Raw genomic sequence first — 26,766 nt, 5'->3', positions numbered from 1 at the left:
TTCCTCTATAGTCCGTGGCCGGTTACTGGATCGCTTCGGCAACGCCGTCGTCCAGCAGCCGGCGGGCAATGATCAGGCGCATGATTTCGTTGGTGCCTTCCAGAATCTGGTGTACCCGCAAATCCCGAAGGTAACGCTCAAGCGGGTATTCCCGGATGTAACCGTAGCCGCCATGCAGTTGCAGGGCTTCGTTGGCCACCTCAAAGCAGGCGTCGGTGGCGAATCGTTTGGCCATGGCACAATGCAGCGTAGCCTCCGGGTCGCCACTGTCGAGTTTGAACGCACCCAAACGCACCATCTGCCGGGCAGCCACCAGGTTGGTAACCATGTCCGCCAGCTTGAACTGCAGCGCCTGGAAGGCCGCCAGCGGCTTACCAAACTGCTGGCGCTCGTGCATATAATTCCGGGCCCGGAGCAAGGCCGCCTGGGCACCGCCCAGGGAACAGGTGGCGATATTCAGGCGGCCGCCGTCCAGGCCCTTCATCGCAATGGCAAAGCCATCGCCTTCATTACCCACCCGATTGCTGGCAGGCACGCGAACGTCTTCCAGGGTAACCAGGCGCGTGGGCTGGCTATGCCATCCCATCTTTTCCTCATTCTTGCCGTAGGAGACACCGTCGGCATCCGCTGGTATCACGAAGGTAGAGATGCCCTTCGAACCGCTGTCGGCGTCTCCGGTGCGCGCCATCAGAACCAGAATATCGGTTGCGCCAGCGCCGGAGATGAACATTTTGCTGCCATTGATCACATAGCTGTCGCCATCCCGAAGCGCGCGGGTGCGGAGACTGGCCGCGTCGGAGCCGGCACCGGGTTCAGTCAGGCAGTACGAAGCCAGCCATTCACCACTGGCCAGCCTGGGGACAATTTCCTGGCGAAGATCATCAGAGGCGAAACTTGCCACCATCCAGGTGGCCATGTTGTGGATGGTGATGAAGGCGGCGGTGGACGGGCACGCTGCCGCCAACTCTTCCACAATCACCGAGGTATCCAGGCGAGACAAGCCCATACCACCCAGGGATTCGGGCGTGTACATGCCCATAAAACCCATGGCTCCGGCTTCTTTCATGACATCGACCGGAAAAATATGCTCGGCGTCCCACTGGGCGGCATGGGGCGCCATGGATTTTTCAGCGAAGGCTCGGGCAGCATCCCGAAACGCCTGCTGGTCTTCAGTGAGATTAAAATCCATCGTCAGGCTCCTTGGTTGTTACGGTCGGGGCTTCCACTGAAGAAGCGGAAAAAAGGGGCCGGTGGGGGAACCGGCCCAATAACCTCACCGACAACGAGATTAACGAAGCTGGATGGAGAAGTTGGCCTCGGATGAGGTCGCCTCACTGGAGAACCAGCGGGAGGTCACCGTTTTTGTCTCGGTGTAGAAGCGCACCGCCTGTTTACCGTAAGCGTGCTGATCACCGTAGAACGAACCCTTCCAGCCGGTGAACGAGAAGAACGGCAGGGGCACCGGAATGGGAATGTTCACACCCACCTGGCCCACATCAATCTCGTGCTGGAACCGACGCGCCGCGCCGCCATGACTGGTAAAGATGGAGGTTCCGTTGCCGTACGGGCTGGCGTTGATCAGCTCGATGGCATCACCAAGGCTGTCAACGTTGACGCAGGACAGCACCGGGCCAAAGATCTCTTCGTTGTAGATATCCATGTCCGGCGTGACTTCACTGAACAGGGTCGGCCCTACCCAGTTGCCTTCCGGCAACCCGTCGACGGTGCAGCCACGGCCGTCCAGCAGCAGTTTGGCGCCCTGGGCTTCACCGGTGGCGATCAGCGATTCAATGCGGTCTTTGGCCTTGGCACTGATCACCGGGCCATAGCTGGCACCGGAATCGTTCCAGGCGCCGGGGCGCACTTTCGCCATGGCCTCTTTCAGCTCCGGAATCCACTCCTGGGCAGCGCCCACGAAGACCGCCACCGAGATCGCCATACAGCGTTGACCCGCGGCACCTACAGAGGCACCTACCAGGGCGTTGATCACTTGTTGTTTGTCCGCATCCGGCATGATCACCATGTGGTTCTTGGCGCCGGCGAAGCTCTGCACCCGTTTCATGTTGCGGGTACCGGTTTCGTAGATGTACTGCCCGACCGGAACCGAACCGACAAAGGATACGGCCTTGATGGCCGGATCAGTCAGCAGGGTATCAACCTGCTCTTTGGCCCCGTGAACCACCTGCAGTACACCCTTGGGTGCGCCGGCCTGTTCAAACAGCTCGGCCAGGCGGGTTGGTGTCAGCGGGTCCTGCTCGGACGGTTTCAGAATAAAAGTGTTGCCGCAGGCAATGGCCATGGGGAACATCCACAGCGGGATCATGGCCGGGAAGTTGAATGGCGTAATGCCGGCACACACCCCCAGAGGCTGGATCCAGGAATGGGTATCTACCTCGCGGGCCACGTTCTCAACGGTCTCGCCCATCATCAGGGAAGCCACGTTGGCGGCGTGTTCCACCACTTCAATGCCACGCCAGACATCGCCTTTGGCGTCGTCAAAGGTCTTGCCGGTTTCCTGGGACAGGATCTCGGCGATTTCGTCGTGATGCTCTTTAAGCAGCGCCTGATAACGCAGCATCACCCGTGCTCGCTCAGAAACCGGGGTTTCTTTCCAGCTTTTGAACACTTCACTGGCGTTATCAATTGCCTGACGCATCTCGTCGGCAGTGGCGCAGGGCACCTGGGCTATCACTTCGTTGGTGGCGGGGTTGGTCACGTCGATCCAGTTCTGGGTCTGGCTCTGAACGAATTCCCCTGCAATAAACTGAGGTACTTTTTTCATGATGATGTTCCCTGTTTGTTGTTATCCGGGATGAGCCGGCCTACCGATAACAAGGCAGATCCGACGATGATTTGAAGAAAGACTAGCACGCGGATTTACGGTTGGTGATTGACTAAATTTCGCCCATGATGGATTATTTTTCGATGACTGAGATCCCAGCCAAGAAACCGGCCACTCAAACCTCACAGTGGCCCGTGCCAGCCGACAGTGTTCGCTATGTGGTGCCAGAGCCTATTGTGCGGCTTTTGGCGGCACATCCGCTCACCCGGGAGCTGTATCCACTTGCCTTCGGGCATTATCGGAGAGCGGCCGGGCATCACATGCACAGGGAACACCACCGTGATAATCTTTTGATCTATTGCACAGACGGCAAGGCCTTTCTAAACGTCGCCGGCGTGCCCCACACAGTCGAGGCCGGCGACCTCCTGCTACTGCCCGCCGGCGCCAGCCATCGGTACACCGCCGACCCGGACAACCCCTGGACCATTCACTGGGTTCACTATACCGGCCCCCTGGCCGAAGACTTCGGCCAGTACATGGGCTTTGATGACAGCACCCGCATCCGGCATCTGGGCAGACAGCCCCGGTTACTGGTGGATTTCAACGGCCTGCTGTCGGTGCGGCAAACGGGCTTCCGGGCCCGTGGGTTGATCCACGCCAGCAATCGGCTACGACAGTTGCTGGCCGCCGTGCCCATCAACGCCGACGAAACCAGCCAGGCCCGGCAGGCCGAGCTGGACTCCTTGCACAGCTTCATGCGGGAGCACCTGGAGGAACGCCTGACCCTGAACCAGCTGGCCGAGCTTTCCGGCCTGTCGCCGGCTCACTTCGCCACCCGGTACCGGGAACAGACCGGCACCTCGCCAATCCAGCACTTCCTGCATCTCAAAGTGGAACGGGCCTGTGAGTTGCTGGATACCACCAGCCAGAGCTTCGCCGACATCAGCCGGCAACTGGGCTATGACGATGCCTATTACTTCTCTCGACTGTTCAAAAAAGTGATGGGGAAGTCGCCCACGGATTACCGCCACACAGCGCGGCACTGATTCATGCGCCGGCATTGCATCCCATTGATGGTTGGGCTCAAATAGGGTTCTGGCACTTTCCCCGAACAAGGAATGATCGATGACCACGAACCGTCGCCCCATGCTGGCACTGGCTGCCTCGCTGGCTTTGCTGTCTGGCTGCAGCAGTTTCGGCCCCGTCACCAGCGGAACCGATGATCCCTGTGCAACCCTGCAATCGGTTGTTGCCGATTACACCACCGGCTTTGATGCCTATCGCGGCAATGGCTCAAGCTACGCCATGGTGACCCTTTACCGGGCCAAAGAGCAGTTAATCAAAGGCCATTGCGAAATCTGGGAGTGGGGCAACGGCGATGCCGCATACACCTGCACGGTCGGCGCACCGAACCAGGAGGTCGCAACGGCCATGTATCAGCAAGCTAACAACCAGCTCAGCGCCTGCCTTGGGGAAAACTGGCAAGGTACCGAAGCCGGGCGCGAACGGGATGGCCGCCCCGCCGGTGAAGTGACGCGTTATCAGAACAGCGGCAAGGCCGGCCCGGCCGTCTCTCTGCATCGCGTTCAGGACCGTTCACAGCACTCCGTTTATCTCTATATCGGCACCCCGGGCCGATCCCCCGAGCCGGCTAACTGAGGCCGGTGGTGGCATCGGATCACCCCGTCACGGGCTGGCTCCACGCGGTTGCTGAGAAAGACCGTACGGCCTTTGCTGAACTGTATCAGGCCACAGCCCCGAAACTTCTGGGGGTCATACTGCGTATCCTGAAAGACAGGGCTCGGGCGGAGGATATACTCCAGGAATCGTTTATCAAGGTCTGGCAACGGGCTGCGCTGTTTGACGAAACCCGTTCCTCCCCTATCACCTGGCTGGTTTCTATTGCCAGAAATTCGGCCATTGACGCGCTGCGCAAACAGCCGGTTGAGCGGGAAGGTCAGGAATCCGATATTGACGAGATCCCAAGTCGTTCGCCAAACGTGATCGACCGGATTGACGATCTGCAGGCCCAGGCCCGGCTCAACCGGTGTTTCGAAGAACTGGATAAGGACCGTGCGGACATGGTGCGGCTTGCGTATCTGAATGGCTGGACCCGCGATGCACTGGCAGACTATTTCGAACAGCCGGTCAACACCGTAAAAACCTGGCTTCACCGCGCCCTTAAACAGCTGAAAAGGTGCCTGGACTCATGATCGAACGAGACGACCTGGACATGCTGGCGGCAGAGTTCGTTCTGGGGACTCTGCCGATCGAAGATCGCCAGCGCGTTCAGCGCCTGCGGACCACCCATCCAGAGCTGGACGCGCAAATACTGCAGTGGGAATCACGGCTGTCCGCTCTGAACGACGAAATCGAACCGGTCGACCCCGCCCCCGGGCTTTTCGCCCGGATTGAGCGTTCCATTGATCAGCTGGAGCAGGCCTCGTCGCAGCACAATGAGGTGGTCAGGCTCCGGCAACAAGTGTCCAGGTGGCGCCTGAGCACAGCGGCAACTTCGATTGCCGCGATGCTTCTGATTGCCGTGATGATGCTTGAGCCCACCCCAACAAAAAGCCCCTATGTGGCTGTGTTCCAGCACAATGACGAACAGCCGGCTTTCCTGCTGACGGTGGATCTGGCCAGGAAACAACTGAACATTCAACCCGTCACCGCCCGGCCCGCCGGGAACCAGTCTTACCAACTCTGGATAAAGGATGACGAACTTGGCCCGACGCCAAGATCCGTGGGCGTCCTGAACGAGCATTTTGAAGTAGACCCGGCCGCGCTCACGAATTACGACGCGGAGCTGCTGCGTCGCGCGACGTTTGGCATCAGTCTGGAGCCCCGGGGCGGATCGCCCACCGGACAGCCCACCGGACCCGCGCTTCACGGTTTTCTGTATCCCACCGGTGAGGGTGCTGATACCAACCGTCTTTAAATATCGCATTCCCTGAAACTTTCGGACGTTGTCTCCGTAGCTGCCGGTAACCCATCAGAAAACAACAGCCTCGATGGGTTTTACCTTAGTGAAGCAAGGAGAACGTAATGAAAAAGCACAGCAAGAACATCCTGTTTATGGCAGCCACCGTAGCGTCGGCACTGGCGCTTGCCCCGACCACCCAGGCCGAGGATCACAAGGCCGGTGTCTGGGCCATGGATCAGTCCGTGGGCAATGGCGTGGTCTCTGCCCGCAAAGTCGTTGCCGAGGAAAACGGCTGGCTGGTGGTTCACCGTACCGATTCGGCTATGAAGCCTGGCCCGGTGGTCGCCCACGCACCATTAAGGGCCGGCAAAAATATGGATGTGGCGGCGATTCTTACCGAGGAAGTATCCGCCGGTGACATGCTCATGCTTATGGTCCACAGCGAAGCCGGTGGCAACCAGACCGGCATTTTTGAATACACGCTAGGCGCCAAGGAAGACGGACCTATCCGAAAGAATGGCAAGCTGGTCACAAAAACCATCACCGTGCAGTAAGCACCCGTCTTAAACCCGCCCGCCACGCTGCGGGCGGCCTTTTCTGGCCTGCGGAAAACGGTAGGCACAAGCGCTTATCAAATCCGGAAAAAAAAGTGGCGCGGCCAGAATTCTCATGATAAATATCGCGCGAATACGGTCGGGTTCCCCACCACCGTTTCCAGGATAAGCCTCAAAGGAGTCAAAAGGCGGCACCCCGGTGTTTTCACAAACACCTGCCACCTCCGGCCACCCTCAGCAGACCTGCACAACACCGCGTGCGTCCTGCACGCTTTGTATCCATCCCTTTTCAGTGAGGGACACCATCCAATGTTGAAGTTGTGTAAGCCACAGGCGCTTGCCGCCGCTGTTGCTATGTCTCTGGGTGCCTCTTCGGTTTTTGCAGCCGGAGAAGTGCGTGTCTACAACTGGTCTGACTACATCGCCGAGGACACCCTGGCGAAGTTCACCGCGGAAACCGGCATCAAAGTTGTTTACGACGTTTACGACAGCAACGAAGTGCTGGAAGCAGCCCTGTTGTCTGGCCGTTCGGGCTACGACCTGGTTGTGCCGTCCAACCACTACGTGGCCAAGCAGATTTCTGCCAAAGCCTTTGTCGCGCTGGACCATGGCCAACTGCCAAACATGACCAACCTGAACCAGGACCTGATGACCCAGCTGGAAAAGGTCGACCCGGGCAGCCAGTTCTCCCTGCCGTACCTGTGGGGCACCAACGGTTATGGCTACAACGAAGGCCGCATTCAGGAGATTCTGGGTGACACCGCACCGACCGACTCCTGGGCACTGGTGTTTGACCCGGAAGTGACCGGCAAGCTGGCCGCTGGCGGCTGTGGCATTGCCATGCTGGATTCCGGTGAAGAAATGGTGCGTGCCGCCATGGCCTACATCGGCCTGGACCCGAACAGCAACAACGCCGACGACATCAAAAAAGGCGGTGAAGTGATCAAGGCTGTGCGCCCGAACATCACCTATTTCCACTCTTCCCGTTACATTGGCGATCTTGCTAACGGCGACCTGTGCGTAGCCGCCGGCTACTCCGGCGACATCCTGCAGGCCGCTGCCCGCGCGGAAGAAGCCGAGAACGGCAACGTCATCCGCTACACCATCCCCAAAGAGGGCGCGGTGCTGTGGTTTGACATGATGACTATTCCGGCCGGCGCGCCGAATGTGGAGAACGCCCACAAGCTGATGAACTTCCTGATGCGCCCGGAAATCATCGCCGATGTCACCAACTACGTGTGGTACGCCAATCCGAACAAGGCGGCCGATGAGTTTGTGGAGGCAGAAATCCGTAACGACACCAGCATCTATCCCACCGATGAGGTGATGAAGAAGCTGTACATCATGGAAGGTCGGCCTCAGGACGCCCAGCGTCTGATGACCCGCACCTGGACCAGCGTGAAATCCGGTCGCTGACGGTGGCCGTGACCAACAATACCTCCGCGCAAGCGGAGGTACTTCTCAGCATCAAGGGCATCTCCAAGAGCTTTGACAGCACCCTGGCGGTAGACGACGTCAGCCTGGACATCCACAAGGGCGAGATCTTTGCCCTTCTGGGTGGCTCCGGCTCTGGCAAATCTACCCTGCTGCGAATGCTGGCGGGCTTCGAGACCCCGGATTCCGGTCGCATTGTGCTGGATGGTCAGGACATCACGGCCCTGCCGCCGTACCTGCGACCCACCAACATGATGTTCCAGTCCTATGCCCTGTTCCCGCACATGACCGTGGAGCAGAACATTGCTATGGGTCTGAAACAGGACAAGCTGCCGAAGAACGAAATCACCGACCGTGTGGCCGCCATGCTCAAGCTGGTGAAGATGGAGCCCTACGCCAAACGCAAGCCGCAGCAGCTCTCGGGTGGCCAGCAGCAGCGTGTGGCCCTGGCCCGCTCGCTGGCAAAGCGACCAAAGTTGCTGCTGCTGGACGAGCCGATGGGCGCACTGGACAAAAAACTGCGCACCGAAATGCAGCTGGAACTGGTGGATATTCTGGAGAAGGTGGGCGTGACCTGCCTGATGGTCACCCACGACCAGGAAGAAGCCATGACCATGGCCAGCCGGATAGCCATTATGTCCCACGGCCGGATCGCTCAGGTGGGGTCACCGATTGATATCTACGAAAGCCCGAACAGCCGCATGACGGCAGAGTTTATCGGTTCCGTGAATATCTTTGAGGCAAACATTCTGGAAGACAATTCCGACAGCCTGTCCTTGGCCAGCGAGCTGCTGGACGCACCGGTGTTTATTGACCGGGGTGTAACCACGCCGGCGGAAACCACGGAAACCCTGATCGCCCTGCGCCCGGAGAAGATCTACCTGACGACCGAGAAGCCCGAAGGCGAAAGCAACTGGAGCTGCGGCACGGTGGACAACATTGCTTACCTGGGTGACATCACGTCTTACTACGTGAAGCTCGCCAGCGGCAAACGGGTGCAGGCCACCATGGCCAATGTGGAACGCCGTGGTGAGCGGCCCACCTGGGGCGACCGGGTCTATGTATCCTGGGAAGCCTCCAGCCCTATCCTGCTCTGGAACTGACGCCATGACCAAGAAGATTCTGGCAACCCCTCTGGCGGAGCGGGTGCGGGCGGTAGTATTTCACCGACGGGTCGTCTTCGGTGTGCCTTTCGCCTGGTTACTGCTGTTCTTCCTGCTGCCGTTTGCGCTGGTGCTGAAGATCAGCCTGACCTCGGCAGTAATGGCTATTCCGCCCTACGAGCCGGTGTTCCGATGGGTGGAGAACACCCTGTCGGTGGTGGTGAACTTTGGCAATTACCTGTTCCTGGTCTCCGACAGCCTCTACATCGCCGCCTACTGGGGCTCGGTGAAAACCGCGTTTCTGGCCACCCTGTTCTGCCTGCTGATCGGCTACCCCATGGCGTATGCCATGGCCCGCGCGCCGAAACACTGGCAACTGGTGTTCCTGCTGATGGTGATGCTGCCGTCCTGGACCTCGTTCCTGATTCGGGTGTATGCCTGGATGGGCATACTCGGTAACCAGGGCCTGCTCAACAGCTTCCTGCTGTGGCTGGGCGTGATCGAATCGCCGCTGAAAATGCTGAACACCAACTTCGCGGTGATTCTGGGAATCGTCTATGCCTACCTGCCATTCATGATCCTGCCCATCTACACCAACCTGGTAAAGCTGGACATACGCCTGCTGGAAGCAGCGTCGGATCTGGGCTGCCGCAGCCTGACCACCTTCTGGGCCATTACCCTGCCGTTGTCCAGGGCCGGAATCCTGGCTGGCTCCATGCTGGTGTTCATTCCAGCCGTGGGCGAATTCGTGATTCCGGAACTGCTGGGTGGTCCGGATACCCTGATGATCGGCAAGGTGCTCTGGGAAGAGTTCTTCAACAACCGAGACTGGCCGGTGGCCTCTGCGTTGGCAATCGTGATGCTGGCGCTGCTGCTGGTACCCATTGTGTTGTTCCACCGCTTCCAGGCCCGGGAGATGGAAAAGAATGGTTAGGTTAAAAGCCCCAAGTTTCTCGAAGACCATGCTGATGCTGGGCATGCTGTTCTTGTATCTGCCCATGGTGGTGCTGATCGTATACTCGTTCAACGCCTCACGGTTGGTATCGGTATGGGCCGGGTTCTCCACCAAATGGTACGGCGCCTTGCTCGCCAACGAACAGATCCTGTCGGCGGTGTGGATGAGCCTGCGCATTGCCTTCTATTCCGCCAGCATGGCGGTGTGTTTGGGCACCCTGTGCGCGTTCGTGATCACCCGGTTCAAGAAGATGCGCGGGCGTACGTTGCTGTCCAGCATGATCACCGCCCCTCTGGTAATGCCAGAGGTAATCACCGGCCTGTCATTGTTGCTGCTGTTTGTGCAAATGGCCCAACTGATCGGCTGGCCGATGGATCGTGGCATGGCCACCATCTGGATTGCCCATACCACCTTCTGCAGCGCCTACGTGGCTGTGGTGGTGAGTGCGCGCCTGAGAGAAGTGGATCGTTCCATTGAGGAAGCCGCCATGGATCTGGGCTGCACGCCGCTGAAAACCTTCTTTGTCATCACCCTGCCAGTAATCGCTCCGGCACTGGTTTCCGGCTGGCTGCTGGCATTTACCCTGTCGCTGGACGACCTGGTAATTGCCAGCTTTGTGTCTGGCCCGGGAGCCACCACCTTGCCAATGGTGGTGTTCTCCTCCGTTCGGTTGGGAGTGTCACCAGAGATCAACGCACTGGCGACGCTGATTATCGCGGCGGTGTCTGTGATTGCGTTTATCGCCTGGCTCTGGATGCGGCGAGCAGAAAAACGACGAACTAGGGCCTGATCTGTGCCGCGACCGGGCTACAAAGCGCCCTGACCCGCTGCCATTCGCCGATCCCGAATGCTTTGGATCCACTGATAGAACACTGGCACCAGCAGTGTCCCCAGAATCGTCGCCGCCACCATGCCGCTGAGCACGGTAATACCGAGGCTCACACGGCTGGCGGCGCCGGCGCCGCTGGCGAAGACGAGCGGCAGAACGCCCAATACAAACGACAGCGCCGTCATCAGAACCGCTCGGAATCGCAGCACGGCGGCCTTCTGAGCCGCCTCGGCCGTAGACAGTCCCGATACCCTAAGTTGCATGGCAAACTCGACAATCAAGATGGCTGTTTTGGTGGAAAGACCGATCAGTAATACCAGCCCCACCTGGGCGTAGATGTTGTTCGCCAGCCCCACCAGCCAGAGCCCGGCCATGGCACCGGCGAGTGCCAGCGGCACCGCACCGAGAACCGCAACAGGCAGGCTCCAGCTTTCGTATTGGGCCACCAGAAACAGATACACAAACACCAGGGCCAGCACAAAGATCACGGCGGCCAGGTTACCCGCCTGGATTTCCTGCAGGCTCTGACCGGACCAACTGAACTCATAGCCCTGGGGCAGGCTTTCAGACAGAGCTTCCATGGCATTGATCGCATCGCCGCTGGCAAACCCGGGAGCGGGCTCGCCGGACAGGGTGACCGAGCGTTTGAGATTGAAATGCTGAATGCTGGAAGGCCCCAGCACAGGTTCCAACGACGCCAGCGTTGTCAGTGGCACCATGTCGCCTTCCTGGTTTCGGACAAAATAGTGAGTGAGATCCTCTGGCCGTTGGCGATACTCGCCTTCGGCCTGCAACAACACCCGGTAGTTTTTACCGAATCGGGTGAAATCATTCACGTACAGGGAGCCCAGCTGAGTTTGCAAGGTCGAGAAAATATCGGAGAGCTGAATGCCAAGGGCCTTGGCCTTGTTTCTGTCCACTTCCAGAAGGTACTGGGGGATATTGGCACGGTACGTACTGTATACCCGGGACAGGGCCGGATGCTGGTTCGCCTGAAAAATCAGGCCGTTCATCACCTGCGCCAGCTCCGAGACATCGCGCCCCTGATTGTCCTGAAGGCGATAGTCAAAACCGGCCGATGTGCCAAGGCCGGGAATCGGTGGAGGATTAAACACCATCACCTGGGCCTCGGATACCGTCCAGAGTTTTGAATAAAGCCGGGGAATCACGCTGCCCAGGCCAAGCTCCGGCGATTCCCGCTCCTCCCAATCCTTTAGCATGACAATGCCGAGACCATTGTTGGATGCGGCGCCTCCCAGCAGGGAAAAACCCGACACGGTTATGAAATCCGTCACTGCCGGATCTTCAAGCACCATGCCCGTCACTTTTTCCAGCACAGCATCGGTTCGCTCCAACGAGGCTGCATCTGGCAACTGCACATCTACAAACAGGAAGCCCTGGTCTTCCGGTGGCACGAACGCCGATGGTACCGCCTTGAAGAGTCCGCCACCGGCGACCAGCACAACCAGCAGCACCAGCCCCACCAGCATCCCTTTGCGCAGAAGCTGAGCCAGGGCTTTGGAATAACCACCCGTACTGCGCGTGATCAGTGTCTCAAAGGGCCGAAGCCACCGGACAGATTGATCGCCACCTCGCCCGAGCAGGGCCACACACAGCGCCGGACTGAGCGTAAGAGCGTTAACAGAGGATATGATCACAGCCACCGAAATCGTGACCGAGAACTGCTGATACAGTTTGCCGGTAATGCCCGGCATGAAGGCAACCGGCACAAAGACCGCCAGCAGCACCAGCGTGGTGGCGATGACCGGGCCGGTCACCTCTGCCATGGCTTTGCTGACCGCCTCACGGATTGGCAAGGCTTCTTCCTTGAGGATGCGCTCGACGTTCTCGATCACCACGATGGCGTCATCCACCACAATCCCGATCGCCAGAACCAGGCCGAACAGCGTGATCGTATTGATGGAATAGCCAAGTACGGACATCACCGCGAAGGTTCCGATCAGCGAAACCGGAATGGCGATGCTGGGTATCAGGGTGGCACGCCAGTTCTGCAGAAACAGGAAAACCACGAGAATGACCAGGCCAACCGCCTGAAACAGCGTAACGACCACTTCACTGATAGACCGGCTGATAAACTCCGTGGTGTCGTACAGAACGCTGTATTCCACGCCCTCGGGAAAACTTGCCGAGGCACTTTCGACCAAGGCTTTCACCCTTTCTGCCACATCCAGCGCGTTGGCATCCGGGAGCTGGTAGATCACCAGAAAGGCCGTGTCGCGGTTGTTCAGTTTCGCAGTGGAAGTGTAGGACCGCGAACCAAGTTCAATCCGGCCGACATCCCGCAGCCGGACAAATCCGCCGTCCGGCCGGGACCGCAGGATCGTTTGCCCGAACTCTTCCGGGTCCGATAACCGCGCCCGTGTCTGGATGCTATAGACAAACTGCTGCCCGGCAGGCACCGGGGATTGTCCGAGCTTACCGGCGGCGACAATCTGGTTCTGCTCCTTCAGCGCGGCGGCCACCTCCGCAACCGTCACATCCAGAGCAGCCATGCGGCGGGGATTCAGCCACACCCGCATGCTGTAATCCTTGGCGCCCATCACTTCAGCGGAGCCCACCCCGGCAACCCGGCCCAACGCCTCCACGAGATTGTTTGAGGCATAGTTGCTGAGAAACACACCGTCGAGGTCATCCCGGCTGGAAGTCAGGTTGATGCCCAGCAGCATGTTGCCGGATTGCTTGCTGACGATAACACCCTGGCGCCGGACCTCATCTGGCAGGAAGGGCTCGGCCAGCGCGACCCGGTTCTGCACATTCACCTGGGCAATGTCCGTGTCGGTCCCGCTTTCAAAGGTCAGCGTGATTTTGGCGGTACCGTCACTGGAGGCCGATGATTCCATGTAAATCATGCCCTCCACGCCGTTGAGCTGCTGCTCCACCGGCCGTATGACAGCCTCCTCTACCACCTGGGCGCTGGCACCTGGCAACGTCGCAGTCACCTGAACCTGGGGTGGCGCCATGTCCGGGTACATGTTGACAGGCAGGATACGTAATGCGAGCGCCCCCGCGAGCGTGATGAGAATGGAAATAACGAAGGCAAACTTCGGGCGCTGAATAAACACGCGGCTGATCATGGCTGTGCCTCACCGGGCTGGCTCAACACGCCGGTGTCTGGATCGATGTCTTTGCGGACCGGATTCACCGCGACGCCGGCACGAACCTTCTGCAGCCCTTCAACAATGACCCGGTCCCCGGCCTCCAGGCCGGATTCCACGACCAGTAATGCTCCGTCACGGGCGCCGGTCTTAATGAATCGCTGGGCCACCTGATTCTGGTCATCCACCAGCAGGACAAACTTGCCTTCAATGGTCTCCTGAATCGCCACCTGCGGTACCAGGACCCGTGCCTCTCCGGTATGTCCGGAGACCTTCAGCGTAACGTAAAGACCAGGCACCAGCACCGCATCCGGATTCGGGAATACCGCACGAATTGCCACGGTACCGGTACTGGCATCGGTCTGTACATCGGCGAAGTCGAGCGTGCCCGGCTGGGCGTAGACTTCACCATCGGACAAGGTCAGTGAAAGGTCCAGACTCTTCGCGACTGCCTGCGCGGATTCGGCACCCGCCCGGCGAAACGCAATGAAGTCAGCCTCGTTGACCTGAAACTCCACGTACATCGGGTCCGTCACCAGTACCGACGTAATGGGACCAGTAGCCGGCCCGACTACCGCGCCGACATCATAATTCAGGCGGCCTACCCAGCCGTTGAAGGGAGCCTTGAGTTCCGCGTAATCAAGATTGGTGCGTGCCTTCTGAAGCGCCGCTTCTGCGGTCTGAAGGCGGCTTTGAGCAGCGCTGAAACGGTCCTTGAGTTTGTCGAGATCTGCTGCCGACAGGAAGCCTTTACCCGCAACATCCTCTCCCCGGTCCAGATTCCGGCGCGCGGAGTCCAGCTCGGCACGGGCTGCAGCCAGCTCCGCTTCAGCCTGCTGCAGATCGGCATTGGCGCGCGTATCTTCCAGCCGCAGTAACACCTGCCCCTGCTCCACCCGCGCGCCCTCTCTGAACAGCACCTCACGGATTTCGGCCTCGATCCGGGCCATGATGTCTGCCCGGGCGGACGCTGAGGTGCGGGCAACGAATTCCCGGGAAGGTCGAACCTCCGAGGTTTTGAGCTCCACCACCGACACCGCAACGGGCTGAGGCGATGGCGACTCCGCAGACTCGGAACACCCCACCAGCAAAGACAACACCAACGACCATCCGAGTGCACGGAGTCGCTCTTTATAAGACATCTCAAGAAGCTGCATGGACACCATTCCCTGTATCGTGGGCAAGGCCCTGCCAGAGCCTGCCCATTAACGACGCATAGCGACTGATTGAGTTACTGAATCAATCTTAGTCGCTGATGGTGCATGCAGCCATTGCTTCAGGCGGTGGCGTCCGTCTAGGTTGCAGGGCGCTGTGGATGGCGACTTGAGAGAATGTGGTGCAGACCATCACAGTCGACCATGGGATCGTCGCAGTTCACGACGATGTCCGAATGGGCAATCACATAGCCCTTTCCGGTAATACTGTTCTTGACGACCTGATAGTCGCCTTCGGTTTCTACCGTGGTGAATTCACCGATGAACCCGGTATCGCGGAGGGAAACGGTTTCCAGCTTGTCACCCGGCTGGATTCGGCCTTCGTAGTTCATCAACGCAAGCCTGGCCGAGGTGCCGGTACCGGTAGTGCTACGACAGATCACGCCGGGGTGGACGTAGGTGGCCGATCGTGAGCGGTAATAACCATCGGCCACTTTTTCTTCCGGTCCCATAAAGTGCAGAAATGGCAGGGGCCCGACATCACCCAGGGTGTAGTGGGAGAATCCACGGGCAGCCTGAATGGCCTCGACAATGGCATGCGCGGTGCGGGCCAACTCCCGTTCCTCATCAAGGGTCAGGTCAAAGCCCAGTGATTTTGCATCCACCAGGGCATAAAACCCGCCACTATAGGCCACACTGTAGCCAACCTCGCCAATGCCCGGCACGTTAATACTGGCATTGTAGGTGTGGATGTAGCTCGGCAAGCCCTCGCAGGTGACCGCTTCTACCACGCCATCATGAACAATAGCTTCAATGTTCACGAGACCCGCCGGCGATTCCAGCATGAAATGTTGCTTGCCCTCCTGCTTTGGCACTATGCCAGCCTCGAGGACCGCCGTCGCCGTACAGATGGTGTTGGAACCCGAATAGATGGGATATCCCATCACCTCCATAATAATGTACCCGGCCGCCGCCCTGGGATCGGTGGCAGGAACCAGCAAATCCACGGACATTTCGGGAATGCCATAGGGCTCCTCCAGCAGGAGTTTGCGCAAGCCGTCAGCATCGTCCCGGAGGTACTCCATCTGCGCCCGCACGGTGTCGCCGGGCAACAGGTCAATGCCGCCGGTAACAATGCGGCTGACATCACCACCGGCGTGAGTGTCCATCAACTGAATGGTCAGTTCCGGTTTCATCAGTCCGCCTCCACCTCGTAGGGTTGCCCGTGCTCCTGCCACTGGGCATCGGGCACAATCACGATTTTCCCCAGGTAATTGCTGCCTCGGTTCACGAAGTACTCCTCCGCGCGGTGCAACTCAGACAGCCGGAAAGCACCGTGCAGTACCGGCTTCAAATCACCACTCCGGATCCATCTCATAAGCTGTTCTGCCTCTTCCCGGGTTCCATGGGACACACCGAAAATCTGCACCTGGTACAGATAGATGCGGGTCCAGAGAATTTCGCTGATGTTGCCGCCACTGGCCCCGGCAATACTCAGCCTCGGATAGGTGCTCCGGGCATTCATGTCAAAAATCATGGCGTCGATGAAACGGTCCGTCATGTCGCCGCCCACCAGGTCCATGACCGCGTCCAGCGGCTTGCCTCCGGTTTCGGCCTTTACCCGATCGACAAAGCTATCCATGTCAGTTCTGTCGAGAACGGCCTCGGCGCCGAGCTTCAGCAATGGATCAGCCTTGTCCTTCTGGCTCAGAGCATAGGGAATGGCACCGATAATCCGGCAGAGCTGAATCAGTGCCGTACCCACGCCACCGCTGGCACCGGTAACCAGCACGCGTTCACCAGCCTGAATATTGGCGGACGTAAGCATGTGGTAGGCGGTCTGATAAGAACACATGCCCATGGAAGCGAGCTCGGCGTCGGCCAGGTCCGGATTGGGAATGTGATGGAACTGATCAGACGGTAAAGCGACGTACTCGGCGTATCCGCCATCTGCGCCATGCCCGTAATAATCCGGCGTGAGATTGATGTCTGTGCGGTTGTCCGCATAGATGTTGAAATCCAACAAGCCGCGTTCGCCGATACGCTGTTCACTGACACCCGCGCCCACAGCAACAATACGACCGACAATATCGGCCCCCTGAATGCGAGGGAAGGTGAGCGTAGGCTTGCCACCCATCTGGAACGACGTCATTTCCCCTTTTTTAGTGGGGTATAGCCCCTCACGGGCTTTGCGGTCTGTGTTGTTCTTGGCGGTGGCAGTTACCTGAACCAGCACCTCGCCTTCCCTTGGCTGAGGTACCGGTACATCCTGATACATGAGCTGATCAATTCCGCCATGGCCTTTCAGAACCATCGCCTTCATTGAGGACGGGATCATCGGCAACAGACCCTCCTGTTCTGGTGAATAAACTACCCAGACAGAATAGGAAAGATCACCGGGTGTGTCAGGGCCTGTTACGGATATCCATTAGACTCAACCGGTTTACCGAGCGATTACCCGATAAACCGGCCTTAATCGCGGAATCTGCTTGAGGACCACCTGGATAACCGTCATCAAGGGCACAGCAAGGAGAACCCCCACTGGCCCCCACAACCAGCCCCAGAAGAAGATCGAAACAAAGATGATCACGGGGTTGATGGCCATCCGGAAACCATGAATCCAGGGCTCAAGGAAAAATCCGACAATCGTGGTGAGCACAATGAAGCTGATCGGCGCAAGCACCATCATCCAGAGCACGTCCAGGGAAATGGCGGAGACTATGGCCAACAGGGTGATGGTAAGCATGTTACCAAGGTACGGAATAAACCGTGCAAGGCCTGCAATCAGGCCCCAGACGGCCGGGTCTGGCAGGCCGATGGCCCAACAGATCAGGCCGGTCAACACGCCGACAGACGTATTGGACAACCCCAGTACCGCCAGATATTGCGCAATCTGATGCTGGGAATCGTGGGTGATCCTCAGCACGGTCTTGCGCTGGGACCGGGGCAACTGCTTGACGAAGTTGCGAATCAACCGGTCGCCGCTGACCAAAAGGAAATAGGTTAACGCCAGTGCCAGCGCCAGCCCGGCAATGCCGTTTCGGGCCTTGGACATTAACTGACTGCGCCAGGAGTCGGTTTGCAGAACCACCGTGGTGGGTTTGGTGCCCTGATCTTTGGAAAGCTCCTCAACCGATTTTTCGACCTGCTCGGCAGACTGACTGACCTTGTCGATCTGGCGCATGATCTCACTTTCCCCCACCAACAGGCGGGACAGCCCCTCCGGTGCTTTCTGGGCCCACTCCAGAGCTGGCGTGGCGACCGCGGCACCCAGCCCCAGAATTCCGGCAAGGACCGCCAGCACCAGAACCAATGCGGATACCACACGCGGTATGCGCCAGCGCAAGTAAGCCTTTTTGACCAGAGGCGCCAGTAACAGGCTGGTCAGTACCGCCAGGATGATCGGGAGAACAATCTGATGAGCAATATACAGGGTGTACAGAATGCCAAGGATGAACAACCCGTAGATTGGCGTGGAGAGATCCGCGAACGATCGCGAACCTGTGCCATTCGATTGCGGGGATTCTGTCTTCTGGTCATCCATGGGCCGTTATACCTTGTCAGAGTGCCGCTCAGGGCACAGGAGTTTCACCAGCGCAACAATCTGGCGATTAGCAACACAGTGTAGCGTTTACAGGAAGCACCCGCATTATCAAACAATTACCAAATGCATTTGAGGAAACTGAACCATCCACGCCCAGCACACCGTATACCTTCGGGATAAACAGCTGACAGCGGAGAACCCATGGCACCGCGCTACGATACATTGTTCTACGATGGTTCCTGCCCCCTGTGCGCGCGTGAGATACGCACCCTGCGAAGATTGCAGACCGGCAACCTGATCTTTGCGGATATTCACGAACAAAACCCGAGCAACCAGCAACTCCCTTCCCGGGAGCAACTGCTTCGGCGATTGCATCTGATGAGCTGGACCGGGGAGTGGGTAACGGGATTACACGCCAATGTGCGAGCCTGGTCGCACACCCGATTTGGCTGGTTGTTCAAGCCGCTTCTGTGGACGGTGATTCACCCGATTGCCAGCCGGATTTATGAAACCTGGGCCGACAAACGGTATGAGCGTAAATACATTTGTGCGATGGGCCACGAAAAATCGTGCCCACCGGGAACCTGAGGCAAAAGACTGCTAGCTGGCCAGCTTGGGCAGGAATGAGGTATCCACCCAATAGCGCTTGAGATTGGCCTCATCGACCAGCACGGGCACTGTTTCCTGGTGAATATAATTACTCGGATCGAACCACAGGTTATCGCTTCGGAATACATGAAGCTCACCGGTTTGCGGGTGCTGCCACTGGCAGACAATGCGGAACGGGTTACGACCGTTCACGGTCAGACTGGTGTTTTGCTCAACCGACGAAAATGTTGCGAGCACCTCGGTGCCGTGATCTTTCAGGTAAGCCTGTGAGCGGCTCTTCTTCCAACCAAACAACAGCATCCCGCCGCCAATGGCGCCAAACACGAGCCCCATACCTCCAAGAATCATGGGCAGCCCCCACAGCGAGAAGAAACTGTTGATTCGAGCACTCTCCGGAGCCGACGGCTCGTAAAACACAGACACACGCTCGCCGCGACTGAACGACGGCGGATTTGAGCCGGAGCGCGACCGGAACTCGATCTCCCGACCACGGATATCCTCGAAAACGACCACCGGATAGTAGGTAGTTGAATCGCTGGAACGCGAGCGCTCCAGATCAATGACCGTGCCCGTGGCTTCCGTAGCTCGCTCAATAAATGACACCGTACTGCTGTAACTCATCACCGCACCAACGAGCATACCGGCGCCAATGAGTGTGAAGACGTATTTGAGGATATTCAGGGTTTTCAATGGTTCAATCCTTGTGTTTTGGGTTCTTCCCTGGGAGGTGTTGGCCGGGATTTTATAGAACCATTGAGAACTATGCCATCGACGGGCTTCGGTAGCATCGAGAGTTAGAAATTTGGGATCAGATCACAGATTCTGAAGGGACTCGACCCACATCCAATGCTCTGGCTTGCCAAACTGCCGGCAACTAACGCAACGTAGTTTTCCCGGCATGTAAAACACAATTTCCAGGGTATTCCCCGAAAACTCCGTTTTATCGAAACCACAACCGTCCGCGGAACTACTGACAAATACGTGAACGTTGTCGCTTGCCCCGCAATGGTTGAAGCTATTGGATAGCGGGCGACCCAGGACGTTAACCAAGAACATTCCCGTTTTGGAAATTATTGAACGTGGAGTTTTTTCGAAGCGCTTCTCATGGTCCTGATAGTACGCAACAAAATCTTCGCCCTCTTCTACTGCATAGTCCGGATAATAAACGCCCCAATAAGCCTCGCGTATGGGAGCCGATTTGGAGGTAGCCCATAGCGCCGGATTAATCAGCACAGGAATTCCTAGTGCAACCGTAAGCATGCCAAGTATAGGCAACCGGCGATTCCAGAAGCTGTTAATGGCGGGCAAGAACGAAACAGCCAAACCAAGCCAACCTAAGAACAAGCAACTTGCGAGAGCAATCCTGCCGTCGAAAAAAAGTGAGATAATTACGAAAGGCCACGTCAGAAACCCCATCAGCAAGCCTTTACCAATGAGGGTAATACGATCTCCATCGCGAAAAGGCACACCGAAAAACACGGTCAGCCATCCAGCCACACTGCTGACAAAGAAGACGATCAGGAACCCGATGTCCAGAGCCCTATTCTCGATTCCCAGAAAAGAATATCCAGAGCCGCCGGCCACTGTCGTCGCTACATAACTGAGAAGAACGAGCGTTGAGGGTAAGAAGAGAAAGGCTGAAATATACTGCATTGATAGTAACGTCCGTGTTTTATCAACTCTTATTAAAGTGCTGAGCTCTTCCTCTGAACTTGAAAACCTCACATATTTATCGTCGGAATTACTTGTCGTACAGCGTCAGAGTATTGCACTCCGTTAATCAGTTAACAGGCTCAGAGCGGTTAACGACACAACGGAAACCATTCCCCGAAGAATCAATGTGCTGACCACTTCGAGCAAATACGGTGCCGCCACCGCCAATGTGCTCCCCTCTACCGGCCCAGTCCCTCACGGTTTTTTCAGGATTGTCGGTATCAAGCGGACCGTCAGGACCCTTTGGATTTTCCTTGGGTGCGTTCCTGTAATAGTCGCCTTGAAACCAATCCTGCGTCCATTCCGCTACGTTTCCGGTCATGTCATAGAGGCCTAGCGGATTTGGTGGGTAGCTTCCAACCGGGCGCCGCTCGAACTTCAGCGAAGAGTGCATCAGGGTGTTGCCAGAAGGCGGTATGGAAGGGTCAACATACTCTTTTGGGCGGCGCAGGTAGGGATCCCTCTCGACATCGCCTGTATCGGTGGCATAGGGCACCGCCCTCCCCCGGCTTCGAGCCGCATACTCCCACTGAGCCTCCGTAGGCAAAGCAAAAGGCAGCCCGGTGCGTTCTGCAAGCCAGGCGCAATACCCCTCAGCCTCTCCGTAATTTGGTACCCGGGCGGGCTTTAGGTAATAGTTGGGTGACAAGGGGTCATCCGAAACCATCAGGTACTTTTTTAAGCTGAACTGGTCTGCATATAGGTGAGCTCGCTCAAGATCTTCGTAGTAGACTGCCATTTCACCCCAAGTCGTCTCGAACCGCGATATCGAGTAACTATCGATCCTAACGTTAACCACTGGGCGGCTATGATCCGTCAGAGTCACGTAAGGAGTGCCATCAGGCTTCCCAACATCTCCAAGAGCAAACTCACCACCTTGCACGAACACCTGATTATCTATCGCCAGCTCAACTAAGTGAGAGACGGCACTCTCCTCGACGCAGCTAGAAATAAGCGCTGACGAGGCAATTAAACAGGAGATCCTTAAGTGATCAAGTAACGTCCTGAAACCTCTCATATCTATTGCATTGGACTTCAATTTACCTCGGCAGGGTTTTACGCATCCGATCATGAAGATCATCCAGCTGCTGCTGTTTTCGTACGATGTAGTCTTCTTCGATATCGATAAGGCGCGTTGTGGGGCCGTTCGGTTTTAAGCGTTCTTGGATGACTTCAGGCCAGTGTTTACGGGCCTTCTTTCTGTCAATCTTCTGGACAAATTCCATGCCGAATGCTGGCAGGAACAGCATGTAAGAGGTCACCCAAGAAAGAAAGGCCGCCCCAGAAACACCCTCCCCCTCTCTGCGTTCTCTCCCCAAAGTTCTCCTTGAATCAAGAACCAAGTCAAGAAAGGAAATGTCACTGGATTTCAAGTTTTTCTCTATAAACGAATTCTTAAACTCTGTCTTATTGCCGGTCTCGTCAAACCACGGGCCAACTGTCATATAGCTTCTCAAATATTCCCAGAAACTTAATAAGGTTGGTAAGCGCTTGCCCGCTGGAACGCCTGATAGATTCAGCACTATCCGATCGTCGGGGTCACCAAACTTCCGAAGAACAATTTCCAAATTTCCATGAATAATGGCCCCTGAGTACTGATTGACTATCGTATACTCATACGCGACTGCCTCTATATCATCCCATTCTGAGTAGTAGAGTTCGCCTTTTTGATCGTAGTAAATCTCCCGCGTACGCCGATTAAAAACTACAGGTAGCCTGGGCGGACGGCTAACCTCCCATATTGCAGGAGCAATAATGACTAAAACTGAGAGAAAGAAAACCCACCAGTCCAAATTCGAACTATAAGGTGTTCCAAATAGGTTAGGCAGCAAAACAAGCAGTATTCCAACGGCTCCCACAAAAAAACCTACGCCTGTAAGAATCCCCCTGCTATCAGTGCTCCCGGTTCTCAAAGCCAAAGATACCTCATCTTGTGACTCTATGAGACCGGGCTGGGATGGAGCATAGCCAGTACCAGAGCCACCGCTCAGCTGAAGAGCATTTGAGGAACTCCCAATTTTGTTAGTTACAGCGTCAAACAACTTTTTCGCGTTTTCAATCACCAGATATCAACCTTTACCGGAGGCATTTCCAAACCAGGTTGTGGTCGATAGATTAACTCGCCCTGTAGCCCAAAGATTTGGTCATCATCGTGATAAACTCTTCTGTATGTAGCCGTAGCTGCGGCGTTATGAACTCTTGTACCCACATGCAGACTAAAATCAGAACCAGACCAAGTCACAGGGGTTCGCTTTGGCTGAAGGATGTACTCTCTTTCCTCTGTATCCAGAACAGCTCGTAATTGGCGTTCAACCCATGCCAAAGACCGGTAACCAACACCGCTTCTCAACTCATCGCCAGAAAAATAAATAGTTTCAGGATTCAAAGCACTTTGGCCTGCTAGCTCAAGAATCAACCAGCAATCCTGCATATGGATTCCCGTATGCGGATTTAACCTTGGAACCCTTTCCAGCCTCAACTTGATGGGAAAAATAACCGTGTACAACTGCTCCATTTCATCTCGATAGTTTCCTGACCACTCGGCCGGCTTTACACCAAATCTAGTATTAGCGAGCCAACGCTCAAGCGGTGTATTCTGCGCGTAGTGACGGGCGACCAAGCCTCCAATCAAGGATGCAGTTAGGCCTAGAGACAACGCCGTATAGAAGCCACCCAGCCTAGACAATCCCCGAACTGAAGAAGCAACTTGCAACCCTAGTGCGGCAGCTCTCGCCTCACGATACGCTCTAAAGGCTCTCACACTGAGTGCCAGTTGCCCCGACGACACCCCCATCAAGCCGACCTCAAGAGCAGACGTATCGAAATCACCAGAACGGTACGACTCGATCGCTTGCATGCCAAATACAATTATATCGAAAGCCGCAGTGGCAGCGGTGAGCGCGGCTGCAACTGCACCTACTCCATGGCTATACGCTGCTGGGTTAGGTGACCTTGAGAGTCCTTTATTCCAATTAAGCTCGGAAATCTTGTGCTCTAATGATAAGGCTGCAGCGGTGAAACCAGTGACACTCCCGGTAGCCTTTGCTAAACCTTCGACATCTTTATTCGAATCGGTAAAAAATTCTGAGATTGCAGACACCATGTTCAATCCGGTCAGAACAACCAGAACTGAACGCAAAGGAGCCTTTTCTAAAGCATCCTTGAGGCTGTATGGGTTGCCTTTAAAATATTGGCCAGCATTTGCTGATGTGATACGAATAACGGGCACTTTCCGTGCTTCGACGTCAGGAGGACTAAGAGTCGCCGCTGCATTGCCACTATTTTTTGCCGCCTCACTCAGCCACTGATTCGATTGAACAGCACCTACACTGTCCACCGCCAATGACTGTCCTGTTCGTGCCAATCCAGACACCAAAAAACCACTGCCTAAGAGTGAGATTCGATGCGGGAATCCTCTCAATTCAACTGCGGCTGCAGGCGAAATAGCGTTGAAAAGTATTTGAGTCGGCACAGCCGATGGAATTGGTGCCCGACCCACTAAACCCGACACCTTAGAGTTTATGGAGGCAACCACAGCAGTGGCAGCTTTGGATAGATCTTCAACAGAATCGTTAGCCATATCACCAATTGATACTAGCTTCTCGACGTCACCTAGTGATACACGCTCTCTTATCCCAAGCAACGCATTCCAGAACCAGCGAGTCCCCTCCCCCTGAACTGCGGCGAGGCGGCCGATAGCCCCGGCCCCTTTACTGAAATAGGAGGGACCAAGCAAAGCAAGTCCGAATTTTTCCTGCAGAATGGTGTGATGATCTTCTTTAGCCAGATCCAGGCTCTCGCATGAACTTGCGAGGGTTTCAGGGCCATTCGCACATTCGAGGGTATCCATCCATAGGACCCAGGAATCAAGGAGCCCAGCAACAACGTCTTCAAAATGTGACTGAGACTCATCCGATTCCCGCCACACTCTCTGTAATTTCGGTAGATCTACAAGTTCAGGAAGTTTCGCTTCAAGCTGGCGATCAGTCTCATAAAGATCCTTGATCGTCTTCGCCAAACTCCACTCTCCACCGAATCTGGCTCTTAACCTCTCCTGGTTATCGTGAGCCAGACGAACCAATGCGGCCAGATCTTCGGTAACACCCCATGGATCGTCCACTATCCCCATCACGCGCTGGTCAAATCGCCGGGTAGAGCGCTCCAACCGAGGCCAGTGGGGAATGGTTGGAGTCAGGCCAGTCCAGTCAAACTCCTCAATGGAGGTAACTTCTGGTAAGGCATAAAAGGTCTTTTCATCAAGCAACTGAGTGTTCGGTGAACCTCCTGGCACAATCCTGCGCATAAACTTGCTGCGCTGACCCGGTTCATTCACAATCATTTCGAAATGAGCGTCAGACCATTGATTCTCACTCCAGGCGACATCAGCAGGCTCACCAGAAGGTAAAGACAAGTAGACATTGCCGCGATGATCAACAACCTCTCCACCTCGGGTCGTTTCCTGAAGCAGGGAATCATTAACCGAATACTCAATTAACCTCCCTTCGAACTCACTCCAAACATACAACCAGCCATCTCTCAGAAATCGAGGAACGAGTCCAAGATTCCGATCCTGAAGATCAGTATAACGATCAATATTAGGAAACAGGTCCGGCAAATCGGGCAATTCCAGCCCAGCTAAGAGCTCTCCCTCATAGCGCATAGGGCCGATGGCGTATCGAAGGGGTAGAAAAGCCGTCATTAGTGGGCAAGTTGCGCAATAAGTCATAACACGTCCCTGTGTTGGTTATCCGCAGAAGAATCCAGAGCGGCCAGCAAATCCAAGCTAAATTGAAAGCATGGGGCCACCAGATTAGACGCGAATTGTCCTTCCTTTTGTTCGTCACTCATTCTGGAAGGTGAAGGGCGATACTGAGTCATCGATCCATCACTTGAACGGAAAAAGATGCTGTTAATGCCAGACCAAAAATGAGCGGGTAAACGACCGTCGACTCCAGCTAGTCTCGAGACTACCTTGGCATCACCAATCCTCAGCCAGACAGCGTGCCCCTCCGGCATCATCACCTGAACCCTAGACCGCATAAAGTCCAATAATGCTGACTCATCATAAGACGTGTGCAACACCGAAGCCCTCGCGACTAAGGGATGGTTCTTTGCCCACAGCTCTTTGAGCACTATGCTCGCTCCAAAATCAGCAATCATCGGCCCTAATGCTGATACGCCATCGAAAACGCCGTCTTTAAGTACCATTAAAGGGCATACATCCAGTCTCTCTTCATACAAACTTCGCAGGCCACCCGCGATCGCTCCATCAAACAACATGAACATTTTTTTGTCGGACGGCGACAGGCTTCCTTGAATGTTCGAACTCTGCAGCGTCATGAAGAAATCCTCTGGTCCGATCTCACAGAGCAAACCTCCGAAAAAGTTTCTTCGTTTCTCGCTGAATTTCTGAAACTTGCGGCCTGTTTCAGGTCAGCCTCAGTCGGTCGCAGCTGGTCCGCGTTTACAGACTGAGTATCACCGGAATGCCGTGTCTCGGTATGGGGAAGTGTTGAGACTGGCTGCTCAGATAAAGCATCATGAGTCACCACATTTGGCAACAACGGCCCAGTTACCCCAACCCCGCTACCACTCCCGGGCCCACCTCCGGAATTCATCCTCACCAAAGGCCCAGACACTGTCACCCCACTCGGGTCTACCTTCACAAAGCTGCCACCCGCTTTCAGCGTCACCTCGGCTCCGGCTTCGATCACTATTTTCATACCCGCCTTGTGGTGGATTTCGGTGCCGGCTTCCACCAGCTGGTTTTTGCCCTGCTTGCTGTGGTGGCTGCCGTTTACGGTGAGGCTGTAGTCGGCGCCGATACTCTCGCGATGTTCGCCATCTGTGGTGTGGTGGCGGTTGCCTTTGGTGTGGCTGAAGCGGTTGTTTTCCACCGTCAGGTGGCTGTCATTCCTGATAACTTCGGTGCGGTTGTTTTCCGTCAGCAGGTCTAGGTCTTTCTGGGCGTGCACGTAGATCTGCTCTTCGCCCGCTTCGTCTTCAAAGCGCAGTTCGTTGCTGCCCTCGCCCTTGTGGGTTTTGGTCTT

At 56.3% G+C, this 26,766-nt stretch carries 24 protein-coding genes; 10 read left to right on the top strand and 14 right to left on the bottom strand.

The genetic code is table 11. The annotated features are described in order from the left end of the window. Nucleotides 1–22: 22 nt before the first annotated feature. Together C7436_RS18575 and C7436_RS18570 are read right to left on the bottom strand one after the other, a co-directional pair. Nucleotides 23–1,189 carry an acyl-CoA dehydrogenase family protein gene (locus C7436_RS18575; protein ID WP_121208719.1) on the bottom strand — a complete coding sequence of 389 codons (1,167 nt, stop codon included), beginning with the start codon at nucleotides 1,187–1,189 and terminating at the stop codon, nucleotides 23–25. A 99-nt stretch (nucleotides 1,190–1,288) separates the two neighbouring features. After that, nucleotides 1,289–2,782 (bottom strand): CoA-acylating methylmalonate-semialdehyde dehydrogenase, encoded by a 1,494-nt coding sequence (locus C7436_RS18570; RefSeq protein ID WP_014420862.1) that lies wholly within the window; start codon nucleotides 2,780–2,782, stop codon nucleotides 1,289–1,291. 143 nt (nucleotides 2,783–2,925) lie between these two features. Between C7436_RS18570 and C7436_RS18565 the strand changes: the two genes are divergently transcribed. The 9 genes from C7436_RS18565 (at nucleotide 2,926) to C7436_RS18525 (ending at nucleotide 10,541) form a co-directional block, all read left to right on the top strand. After that, the gene (locus tag C7436_RS18565) at nucleotides 2,926–3,828 is read left to right on the top strand and encodes an AraC family transcriptional regulator (protein WP_022993493.1); all 903 of its coding nucleotides are present in this window, start codon (nucleotides 2,926–2,928) and stop codon (nucleotides 3,826–3,828) included. Between the two features lie 79 nt (nucleotides 3,829–3,907). Beyond that, on the top strand, nucleotides 3,908–4,441 hold the full coding sequence (locus tag C7436_RS18560) for a hypothetical protein (RefSeq protein WP_113878804.1): 534 nt from the start codon (nucleotides 3,908–3,910) through the stop codon (nucleotides 4,439–4,441). Nucleotides 4,442–4,449: 8 nt separating this feature from the next. Next, a complete protein-coding gene (locus tag C7436_RS18555) occupies nucleotides 4,450–4,995 on the top strand; it encodes a sigma-70 family RNA polymerase sigma factor (protein ID WP_228198196.1) in 546 nt (181 codons plus the stop codon). Beyond that, nucleotides 4,992–5,720: an anti-sigma factor gene (locus C7436_RS18550; RefSeq protein WP_121208717.1), complete on the top strand. Its 729-nt coding sequence runs from the start codon at nucleotides 4,992–4,994 to the stop codon at nucleotides 5,718–5,720. Before C7436_RS18555 ends, C7436_RS18550 begins: the two co-directional genes overlap by 4 nt. A 107-nt stretch (nucleotides 5,721–5,827) precedes the next feature. Then, a complete protein-coding gene (locus C7436_RS18545) occupies nucleotides 5,828–6,259 on the top strand; it encodes a DUF7282 domain-containing protein (RefSeq protein WP_113878801.1) in 432 nt (143 codons plus the stop codon). A 309-nt stretch (nucleotides 6,260–6,568) separates the two neighbouring features. Then, entirely contained in the window at nucleotides 6,569–7,675 is a 1,107-nt protein-coding gene (locus C7436_RS18540; RefSeq protein WP_121208716.1) for a polyamine ABC transporter substrate-binding protein, read from the top strand. An 8-nt stretch (nucleotides 7,676–7,683) separates the two neighbouring features. After that, nucleotides 7,684–8,796: a polyamine ABC transporter ATP-binding protein gene (gene potA / locus C7436_RS18535; protein WP_227548992.1), complete on the top strand. Its 1,113-nt coding sequence runs from the start codon at nucleotides 7,684–7,686 to the stop codon at nucleotides 8,794–8,796. A 4-nt stretch (nucleotides 8,797–8,800) separates the two neighbouring features. Then, nucleotides 8,801–9,730 carry an ABC transporter permease subunit gene (locus tag C7436_RS18530; RefSeq protein WP_121208714.1) on the top strand — a complete coding sequence of 310 codons (930 nt, stop codon included), beginning with the start codon at nucleotides 8,801–8,803 and terminating at the stop codon, nucleotides 9,728–9,730. Next, a complete protein-coding gene (locus tag C7436_RS18525) occupies nucleotides 9,723–10,541 on the top strand; it encodes an ABC transporter permease subunit (protein WP_121208713.1) in 819 nt (272 codons plus the stop codon). Before C7436_RS18530 ends, C7436_RS18525 begins: the two co-directional genes overlap by 8 nt. 17 nt (nucleotides 10,542–10,558) lie before the next feature. Here C7436_RS18525 and C7436_RS18520 read toward each other — a convergent pair whose 3' ends face one another. From C7436_RS18520 to C7436_RS18500, 5 genes are all read right to left on the bottom strand, one after another. Next, the gene (locus C7436_RS18520; protein WP_121208712.1) at nucleotides 10,559–13,675 is read right to left on the bottom strand and encodes an efflux RND transporter permease subunit; all 3,117 of its coding nucleotides are present in this window, start codon (nucleotides 13,673–13,675) and stop codon (nucleotides 10,559–10,561) included. Continuing rightward, nucleotides 13,672–14,853 carry an efflux RND transporter periplasmic adaptor subunit gene (locus C7436_RS18515; protein ID WP_121208711.1) on the bottom strand — a complete coding sequence of 394 codons (1,182 nt, stop codon included), beginning with the start codon at nucleotides 14,851–14,853 and terminating at the stop codon, nucleotides 13,672–13,674. The genes C7436_RS18520 and C7436_RS18515 overlap by 4 nt, the downstream gene beginning before the upstream one ends. A gap of 137 nt (nucleotides 14,854–14,990) precedes the next feature. Beyond that, nucleotides 14,991–16,046, bottom strand: a complete 1,056-nt coding sequence (locus tag C7436_RS18510) for a proline racemase family protein (RefSeq protein ID WP_113878796.1) — start codon at nucleotides 16,044–16,046, stop codon at nucleotides 14,991–14,993. After that, on the bottom strand, nucleotides 16,046–17,188 hold the full coding sequence (locus C7436_RS18505) for a zinc-binding dehydrogenase (protein WP_031210259.1): 1,143 nt from the start codon (nucleotides 17,186–17,188) through the stop codon (nucleotides 16,046–16,048). Before C7436_RS18505 ends, C7436_RS18510 begins: the two co-directional genes overlap by 1 nt. Nucleotides 17,189–17,293: 105 nt before the next feature. After that, nucleotides 17,294–18,394: an AI-2E family transporter gene (locus C7436_RS18500; protein WP_113878794.1), complete on the bottom strand. Its 1,101-nt coding sequence runs from the start codon at nucleotides 18,392–18,394 to the stop codon at nucleotides 17,294–17,296. Nucleotides 18,395–18,595: 201 nt separating this feature from the next. On the opposite strand from C7436_RS18500, the gene C7436_RS18495 reads away from it, so the two are divergent. Then, complete coding sequence (locus C7436_RS18495) at nucleotides 18,596–18,982, top strand: thiol-disulfide oxidoreductase DCC family protein (RefSeq protein WP_121208710.1); 387 nt, start codon at nucleotides 18,596–18,598, stop codon at nucleotides 18,980–18,982. Nucleotides 18,983–18,994: 12 nt separating this feature from the next. On the opposite strand, the gene C7436_RS18490 is transcribed toward C7436_RS18495, so the two are convergent. The 7 genes from C7436_RS18490 to C7436_RS18460 all read right to left on the bottom strand — a co-directional run. Then, on the bottom strand, nucleotides 18,995–19,693 hold the full coding sequence (locus tag C7436_RS18490; protein WP_121208709.1) for a DUF3592 domain-containing protein: 699 nt from the start codon (nucleotides 19,691–19,693) through the stop codon (nucleotides 18,995–18,997). A gap of 123 nt (nucleotides 19,694–19,816) precedes the next feature. Then, complete coding sequence (locus C7436_RS18485; protein WP_121208708.1) at nucleotides 19,817–20,656, bottom strand: hypothetical protein; 840 nt, start codon at nucleotides 20,654–20,656, stop codon at nucleotides 19,817–19,819. Between the two features lie 127 nt (nucleotides 20,657–20,783). Next, nucleotides 20,784–21,797, bottom strand: coding sequence for a formylglycine-generating enzyme family protein (locus C7436_RS18480; RefSeq protein WP_228198195.1), 1,014 nt, complete (start codon nucleotides 21,795–21,797; stop codon nucleotides 20,784–20,786). Beyond that, the gene (locus C7436_RS18475) at nucleotides 21,757–22,779 is read right to left on the bottom strand and encodes a DUF6708 domain-containing protein (protein WP_121208707.1); all 1,023 of its coding nucleotides are present in this window, start codon (nucleotides 22,777–22,779) and stop codon (nucleotides 21,757–21,759) included. The genes C7436_RS18480 and C7436_RS18475 overlap by 41 nt, the downstream gene beginning before the upstream one ends. Then, complete coding sequence (locus tag C7436_RS18470) at nucleotides 22,776–25,442, bottom strand: toxin VasX (protein WP_121208706.1); 2,667 nt, start codon at nucleotides 25,440–25,442, stop codon at nucleotides 22,776–22,778. Before C7436_RS18470 ends, C7436_RS18475 begins: the two co-directional genes overlap by 4 nt. Beyond that, nucleotides 25,439–26,056, bottom strand: coding sequence for a DUF4123 domain-containing protein (locus C7436_RS18465; protein WP_121208705.1), 618 nt, complete (start codon nucleotides 26,054–26,056; stop codon nucleotides 25,439–25,441). Before C7436_RS18465 ends, C7436_RS18470 begins: the two co-directional genes overlap by 4 nt. Continuing rightward, the coding region (locus tag C7436_RS18460) for a bacteriophage T4 gp5 trimerisation domain-containing protein (RefSeq protein ID WP_410110938.1) at nucleotides 26,053–26,766 on the bottom strand (714 nt) is incomplete at its 5' end. The genes C7436_RS18460 and C7436_RS18465, both read right to left, overlap by 4 nt.

It is taken from the genome of Marinobacter nauticus (assembly GCF_003634635.1).
GTDB classification, from domain to species: domain Bacteria; phylum Pseudomonadota; class Gammaproteobacteria; order Pseudomonadales; family Oleiphilaceae; genus Marinobacter; species Marinobacter nauticus.
The sequence above is the reverse complement of the archived record's forward strand: the minus strand, read 5'-3'. Positions and strand labels throughout refer to the sequence as shown.

Bases quoted from the DNA above. Each gene is read 5' to 3' on its own strand.
- C7436_RS18470 (WP_121208706.1), bottom strand. From the start codon at position 25,442: ATGACTTATTGCGCAACTTGCCCACTAATGACGGCTTTTCTACCCCTT.
- C7436_RS18540 (WP_121208716.1), top strand. From the start codon at position 6,569: ATGTTGAAGTTGTGTAAGCCACAGGCGCTTGCCGCCGCTGTTGCTATG.
- C7436_RS18485 (WP_121208708.1), bottom strand. From the start codon at position 20,656: ATGCAGTATATTTCAGCCTTTCTCTTCTTACCCTCAACGCTCGTTCTT.
- C7436_RS18495 (WP_121208710.1), top strand. From the start codon at position 18,596: ATGGCACCGCGCTACGATACATTGTTCTACGATGGTTCCTGCCCCCTG.
- C7436_RS18510 (WP_113878796.1), bottom strand. From the start codon at position 16,046: ATGAAACCGGAACTGACCATTCAGTTGATGGACACTCACGCCGGTGGT.
- C7436_RS18520 (WP_121208712.1), bottom strand. From the start codon at position 13,675: ATGATCAGCCGCGTGTTTATTCAGCGCCCGAAGTTTGCCTTCGTTATT.
- C7436_RS18560 (WP_113878804.1), top strand. From the start codon at position 3,908: ATGACCACGAACCGTCGCCCCATGCTGGCACTGGCTGCCTCGCTGGCT.
- C7436_RS18575 (WP_121208719.1), bottom strand. From the start codon at position 1,189: ATGGATTTTAATCTCACTGAAGACCAGCAGGCGTTTCGGGATGCTGCC.
- C7436_RS18465 (WP_121208705.1), bottom strand. From the start codon at position 26,056: ATGACGCTGCAGAGTTCGAACATTCAAGGAAGCCTGTCGCCGTCCGAC.
- C7436_RS18480 (WP_228198195.1), bottom strand. From the start codon at position 21,797: ATGATCTTCATGATCGGATGCGTAAAACCCTGCCGAGGTAAATTGAAG.
- C7436_RS18525 (WP_121208713.1), top strand. From the start codon at position 9,723: ATGGTTAGGTTAAAAGCCCCAAGTTTCTCGAAGACCATGCTGATGCTG.
- C7436_RS18530 (WP_121208714.1), top strand. From the start codon at position 8,801: ATGACCAAGAAGATTCTGGCAACCCCTCTGGCGGAGCGGGTGCGGGCG.
- C7436_RS18500 (WP_113878794.1), bottom strand. From the start codon at position 18,394: ATGGATGACCAGAAGACAGAATCCCCGCAATCGAATGGCACAGGTTCG.
- C7436_RS18570 (WP_014420862.1), bottom strand. From the start codon at position 2,782: ATGAAAAAAGTACCTCAGTTTATTGCAGGGGAATTCGTTCAGAGCCAG.
- C7436_RS18565 (WP_022993493.1), top strand. From the start codon at position 2,926: ATGACTGAGATCCCAGCCAAGAAACCGGCCACTCAAACCTCACAGTGG.
- C7436_RS18545 (WP_113878801.1), top strand. From the start codon at position 5,828: ATGAAAAAGCACAGCAAGAACATCCTGTTTATGGCAGCCACCGTAGCG.
- C7436_RS18515 (WP_121208711.1), bottom strand. From the start codon at position 14,853: ATGCAGCTTCTTGAGATGTCTTATAAAGAGCGACTCCGTGCACTCGGA.
- C7436_RS18550 (WP_121208717.1), top strand. From the start codon at position 4,992: ATGATCGAACGAGACGACCTGGACATGCTGGCGGCAGAGTTCGTTCTG.
- C7436_RS18505 (WP_031210259.1), bottom strand. From the start codon at position 17,188: ATGATCCCGTCCTCAATGAAGGCGATGGTTCTGAAAGGCCATGGCGGA.